A 392-nucleotide genomic window follows, 5' to 3' on the forward strand; every position below is an offset into this window, starting at 1 on the left:
TTGATAGTCAGCGTGTCTTTGCTCGCATCGAAGTCATCCGGCAGGCTGATCGTCGCCGTCACGGTGCCATCTGAGCCAAGCTCTTCTTTGTTGTAGATCGCATCATCACCTGTGCTTTCTAGCGTGATGACTGGTGCTTTCACTTCGGTGTTTAACGTAAACGTCAGCGTTAAGCTGCCTGAAGTGTTACCTGCTGCGTCGGTTTGACGAACAGTAATGGTGTTATCGCCTTCAGCGGGTACTGGCGCGGTTGTCGTCCAGTTGCCATCAACAAAGTACTCAACTGTCGCGCCGTCTTCTGTGCCGCCGACTGTGAAGCTGCCGTCGTTGGTTAAGAAGTCATCCGCCGCTGAGCCAGAGTCCGTATCAAGTGTCAGTGTTGGCGCATCTGG

At 53.6% G+C, this 392-nt stretch carries 1 protein-coding gene; it reads right to left on the reverse strand.

Annotated elements, in window-relative coordinates:
* A partial coding sequence (locus IQQ51_RS23055) for an Ig-like domain-containing protein (RefSeq protein WP_193842220.1) occupies positions 1-392 on the reverse strand: 392 nt, incomplete at both ends.

Origin of the sequence: Vibrio sp. OPT18 (assembly GCF_015163615.1) — a bacterium.
GTDB lineage: Bacteria > Pseudomonadota > Gammaproteobacteria > Enterobacterales > Vibrionaceae > Vibrio > Vibrio coralliirubri.